General features: G+C 41.4%; 3 protein-coding genes. All 3 read left to right on the top strand.

Going from position 1 to position 4,821, the window contains the following annotated elements:
* The first annotated feature begins 654 nt into the window (after positions 1-654).
* Positions 655-1,842, top strand: a complete 1,188-nt coding sequence (locus tag ACYTXL_RS13655) for a HetZ-related protein 2 (RefSeq protein WP_461925227.1) — start codon at positions 655-657, stop codon at positions 1,840-1,842.
* Positions 1,843-2,114: 272 nt separating this feature from the next.
* Positions 2,115-3,383 (top strand): pilus assembly protein PilB, encoded by a 1,269-nt coding sequence (locus ACYTXL_RS13650; RefSeq protein WP_461925226.1) that lies wholly within the window; start codon positions 2,115-2,117, stop codon positions 3,381-3,383.
* A 195-nt stretch (positions 3,384-3,578) separates the two neighbouring features.
* Complete coding sequence (locus ACYTXL_RS13645; protein WP_461925225.1) at positions 3,579-4,262, top strand: Crp/Fnr family transcriptional regulator; 684 nt, start codon at positions 3,579-3,581, stop codon at positions 4,260-4,262.
* The last annotated feature ends 559 nt before the right edge of the window (positions 4,263-4,821 follow it).

Below are 4,821 nucleotides of genomic sequence, written 5' to 3'. Positions count from 1 at the left end.
CTCCGGCTTTCTTTGCATAATCTGATAATTTCATATAACCATATTACCATTTTTGGGTATATATGGGTATAGAATCAATAAATATTTACAACACCAAGCATATTGAGATTTAACTAAGTACACGTCACCCTAAAAGGGGTTCGGAAATATTCAGACTTGATGTTGGGTTTCACTTCCCTACAGGACGCTATTCGCGTTCGTTCTACCCAACCTACGAATGATTAAATTCCATACCCTTTTTGTGGTGTTCTGTACTAAGTATTTTACTACGTAAGGGGTTGTAAAAGGTTGAAACTTATACGGGTGAAATAACGTCTGAATATTAAGTTAAATTATATTCGTTCCTCGGCTCGGTTACAAAATGTCAGATTTCCCTGATCTATATCGTGCAAAGGTGTATCCTCACCACTCTAGGCAAATTTCTGATCTGAGTTAAATAACATAACTTTACAAAAAGTTTAAATTACCAGAATTGACCCAAAGGACTCATGGGCATGGGTTTGGGGCATTTGGAAATTGCAAGTAAAACATCAATCTAGCAATTTCTGCATAATTTTAGTGAATTAAGACGTAATGAAAGTGGAATCACTTAGATGTTTTCATGATTTTCATGAAATCCGGGGAAGTTGCCAGTTAAACAATTAGGTGGGACAAATGGGGGTTGTGATGCAAACTTCAAAATTGAGTTTCGAGGAACGCAATCTCACTATGACAAAGGATGTAGAACAACTGGCTCTAGATTGGCGAAAGCGCTTGGCTGCGGAATGTCCAGACCAAAATGAAGCTGCGAGGCAAAGTATTATTTTCTGGTTATTTGGATCTGACTCAAAACGGTTTGATCTGTTTAACCCTAAGGAATTCGATATTGCCAAGCAAGCGATGGAATATCGCTGGAGAATTTTACGTCAACGCTACTTGGGGCTAGGGCGAGAACGTGCTTATCGCAACTTGATAACGCGATTGGGGAATTTAGTAATATTACGGAATAAGATTCAGACTTGGGTTTCCCTCAGCCGCGATCGCCAGCGCAGTGTGATCGATGTGTTACAAGAAGTACTCCAAGAATTATTGCAAAGCGATAGCCACATGCAACAGCAAATGGCTGATATTGCCAAATATACAAGCGATCGAAGATTAAGGGATGCTCTGCTATTTGCCAGTGTAGAAGAATATTCTCTACGGCCAGTACGCAATCAACCTCTATTAGCTTACCGATTTGTGAATTACTTGCGTCGCACTCAGCGCGGTGGCTTAACCCAAGTGCCGGGACATGACTTGATTAGACTGGTGTCGGAAGAAGTTCTCACAGACGACACTGATAATCGAGTTAACTTAATCGATAGTCAGGCGATCGCAGCATATCAACAAGCACAACAATTAGAGGAACAACAAGCGCTGCGTCAGTCAGTACAAGAAGAATTTGAAAATTATTTACAAGAAAATCTGGGAACAGACGCAGTGGCATGGCTACGATTGTATCTGCAAGGTAAATCCCAGGAAGATATTGCCCAGAGATTAAATAAGCAGACCAAAGAAGTATACCGTTTGCGAGAAAAAATTAGTTACCACGCCGTGCGCGTCTTTGCGCTCAAAGGTAAACCAGAACTTATAGACAATTGGCTCTCAATTTCCTTGCAAGAACATAATTTGGGATTAACACAACACCAATGGCAGCAACTTGATCAAAAATTGACTCCTCTGGGGCGGCAGATCCTAGATTTGCGGAGAGCAGGTAACTCAATAGAAGCAATAGCTCAACATTTAAAACTCAAAACTCATCAAGTGCTAGGCGAATGGACAAAAGTCTATCTTGTTGCTCAAGCTTTAAGAACCCAGGAGTAGGATGTGAGGCTTCTAGTTGATTTACTGAGGTTGTGGGGAAGAGTAGAAGATGGAGAAGACCGGGAGAAGAGCTTTCGCCTATGCCCTATGGCCCTCATCCATAACTCAGTATTATCACTAAACTACAATCCAAAATTCATCATCTATTTACGTCTACTTATGGTATGTGTAGATAATTTAATTATTAACAATTTAACAAACGATCTTGATTAAATATTTACTAAATTAGAGGAAAGACGGTATACAAGCAAACGCCAAGCAAATATAAACCTATGTTGTCTTCAGAGGGTAAACAAACAGATACCAGAGTAAATAGAAAGCAAGTGCTAACTGGTACACCAAGTCAGTGGGAGCAAGTAGACATTCGTAAGCAAATATTCCAGCTGATTGATAGTTTTTTGTCTTTTGAAGCTTGCCTCTACCACCAAATTTTGCCTTTGGAATTACAAGACAACAACCTCTTGCTAGGTATGGTTCATCCAGAAGAGGGCGAGGCACTAGATTACGTTAGTCGCATCTTGTCTTATATCAATTGCACAAAAGTGATTGAGGCGATCGCAGCCGACGCTCACCGCAGAATACTGTCAGCCTACCTCAATCATAAAAATACATCTCAGCTAGATGCTAAACAAGTGCATCAGCCAATAACAGAATTTCCCCCAACAAATAGCGCCGCTACCATTGCTGACAAACCTATTCCCCCTGTAGATGCCGACTCAGAATCAAATCACCAACCAATATTGATCGTGTTTCACACACAAAAACCTCAACATTCTTGGCAGCACGTAGACTTGCCTCCGATCCCAGAGCTAGATAAATTATCTCAACCTACGACATTGTTAACCCCGATTTCCACAGGTCAGGAGGGAGACACTTCAGAAGCAGCAGCACCAAACAATTTACCTATTTTGTCTATACAACTTCCCGAACTATTTAGTCCGATTGAGGTGCTACCAACACTACCACCCAAGAAATTACTAGAAGAATTGCTAGGGCAAATTCTGGCTGGGGGAATTGGTCGGCTGTACTTAGAAAGACAACCTTATCAAGGCAGGATACTGTGGAGTGATAATGGAGTCTTGCAGTGTGTATTAGACAAACTCCCCCTCTCGGTTTTCCAAGGAGTACTGAATGAATTAAAGCGCTTTGCTTCCCTGCCTCTCACCACGGTTACAGAACCAAAACAGGTAGAGAAAGAATACGTGTATCAAAAAAACGGCTTGTTATTACGCTTGCGAGTCATGCCGGGAATCTACGGCGAAGAGGCAACACTCCAAGTCTTGCGGGGAGCAGCATTAAAATTCTATCAACAACAACAGTTAGAGCGTTTGAGCCACGATGCCTTAGGAATTTCTCAGCAACTAAGCTTCAAGTTGCATGAACTACAACAACGACTTTTACTGAATCCCAGCTTTGACTCTCAGCAATCAGAGGCTTTGGTTGCCCTGAATCAATTAGTAAAAAATTTAGACCAACAGATCAAAATACTAGCACTGAAAAGCAATCCATCAACAAACAGCAAATCATCGATCTGTCAGTGAAACCCCTGATTTCGATCGCATACATAATTGTTATGTTGTAATGTAACCTTAGACCGATCAACCTTAGAGGTTCATCTCAAAATAAATAATAAATACAAATTTTGTGATCCCATTCTGAGTAAGATTACGGTTTAAACAAACTTATAGTAGCAAAGTTAGTTTCCCGCTCTTAAATCCATTTCTTGCAAATATTTCATGCTAACTGAGGTTTTTAGTGAACTTTTCCCCTTAATGAGTACAGCCACTCCCCAGACTTTGGAATGGCTACTCAACGTTGCAATTGAACATGAATACCCATCTGGGCGAGCTGTTGTGATGGAAGATGCCTGGGGTAACGCCGTTTACTTCGTGGTTTCTGGTTGGGTGAAAGTCCGGCGTACTGTCGGTGAAGATCCGGTAGCTCTGGCAATTTTTGGTCGGGGCGATTTTTTTGGAGAAATGGCAATTTTGGATGAATCACCACGCTCAACCGATGTTATTGCCCTTTCGCCTGTGAAGTTGATTAGTATCTCCAGAGAGCGTTTTATTCAAATCTTGTTTAAAGACTCGCAATTACATCACCGGATGTTGCAACTGATGGTGCGGCGATTGCGGCAAATTAACGTGCGCTTACAGATGCGGTCTTCACCACCAGCAGTCAAACTCGCCCATACCCTAGTGACTTTAGGCGAAAGTTATGGTCAGGAATCCAATTTGGGGAAGGAAATTTTTAACATTCCCTTCAAAGATTTAGCCGAGGTTACAGAAATCGGCGTTGAAGAAACCACCAAAATTATGGAAAAGCTCCATGAGAAAGGGTGGATCAAAATTGACAGCACCAACAACATGATTTATCTTGTGAACTTCAAACAGTTGATGAACTTGGCTGGCAAACTGTGATTGCTTTATTCATTCAGCGATACAAAATCTAAAATCTAAAATGCTATTAGTGGTGTCGCAATAACTACATAATCAACCCCAGGCAGGAGGGATGCCCTTCTCTACCAGACGCTGCGCGTAGCTTGCAACTCCTGCGGAGTACGGCAAGCTCAGGGCATCGCACTGCGCGTAGCTTGCTTCCACGAAGTGGTACGGCGCAGGCTCAGGGTAAGACCTACGGCGGTAAACTACGCCATTTATCAGCACCCCCTAGTTGATCAAAATTTAGACGTCGTATATCCACTCATCAGCCTCGAATTTTAGATTTTAGATTGTTCACAAGGATGAATCTAGAAGCATCGAATTTGGTGTTTTTGCTTAATCTCAAATCCCAAATTGGCATACTCATCAGGGACTCGTTAGTTGTTTCGCAAATTTTTCATTGGTGACGATTTCGCCAACATGACTCAAGACTGGTGGCGTTAAAGGTGTTGTAAATATTTATTGATTCTATACCCATATATACCCAAAAATGGTAATATGGTTATATGAAATTATCAGATTATGCAAAGAAAGCCGG

The organism is Nostoc sp. (assembly GCF_054880495.1).
This window is presented reverse-complemented; position numbering and strand designations above follow the sequence as displayed.

What these genes read in the sequence shown, in the direction of transcription:
- ACYTXL_RS13655 (WP_461925227.1), top strand. Translation starts at nt 655, where the DNA reads ATGGGGGTTGTGATGCAAACTTCAAAATTGAGTTTCGAGGAACGCAAT.
- ACYTXL_RS13645 (WP_461925225.1), top strand. Translation starts at nt 3,579, where the DNA reads ATGCTAACTGAGGTTTTTAGTGAACTTTTCCCCTTAATGAGTACAGCC.
- ACYTXL_RS13650 (WP_461925226.1), top strand. Translation starts at nt 2,115, where the DNA reads ATGTTGTCTTCAGAGGGTAAACAAACAGATACCAGAGTAAATAGAAAG.